General features: G+C 37.3%; 1 protein-coding gene. It reads right to left on the reverse strand.

Annotated features, from left to right (window positions below):
• Window positions 1-876, reverse strand: an 876-nt coding sequence (locus tag ABDH49_09170) for a hypothetical protein (protein ID MEN3047110.1), incomplete at both ends; no start/stop codon positions are given.

Here is an 876-nt window from a genome sequence, read left to right on the forward strand (position 1 = left end):
GGAACCAATTTTTCCTCTTTCTCTCTTACGAGCAACAAGGAAAATGCTTGAAGCAAGAGCGGAAGAACCTATTTCTAGAAGCCTACCTGGTCTTTCAGTATGGATAGGCCAAGCTTCCTGAATTACAAATCCTGATTTTCTTAAAGCCTCTACAAGAGTTGACCAGCCAGCGGTTGTTTTATGTGCATAGATTAGAACCATAGGAGAGTTTGGTTTTAGGACTCTCCATGCTTCTCCAAGAGATTTTTCCATCATCTCTTCATAAAACCTTCTTGCTTTTTCCCTGCTTCCATGTCTTTTAGCGTCAGCAATAATTTCTTTTTTCTTTGGTGTAAGCTCTCCTGAGAAATGCTCTGGATAAAGATGTCCTATAGAGCGCTTAAGCCAGACATAGAAAAAGTCAGACAAGGCAGCATAGGAGATATTGTCATAATAGGGTGGGTCAGTAATAATAGCATCAAAAAAGTTATTAGTATATGGTAGTTCTGTGGCCGAAGCACGTATAATATCCTTTTGTACACTTATATTTTTTGATGAATACTCTTTTATGACATAAGTTGTCCAACGCAATATGGTGCTCCATCCTTCCAAAGATGTAATGGTATTTATCTCAGAAAAATCCCATGTCATTGGAATGGCTTGTCTTGAAAATGTTGCAGTAGTTACCTCCCAATTATTTTGCCATCGACAAACTGTGGATAAAAAATTAGAAAGATAAGAGTGAATTAGTGCCAAAAATGTAACAATCGCTTTTATTAAATTTTCCTCATACCCAATATTTCTTAACACTTCTTCAATCCTTCTTACCCACTTTGTAAAAGTCAAAAGTGCAAGGAGTTGGCGGGGAGTGAAAAGTTCATACCATTTTGAGATACC

The sequence above is a fragment of the Candidatus Hydrothermales bacterium genome, assembly GCA_039630235.1.
In the GTDB taxonomy this organism is placed as follows: Bacteria; Hydrothermota; Hydrothermia; order Hydrothermales; family JAJRUZ01; genus JBCNVI01.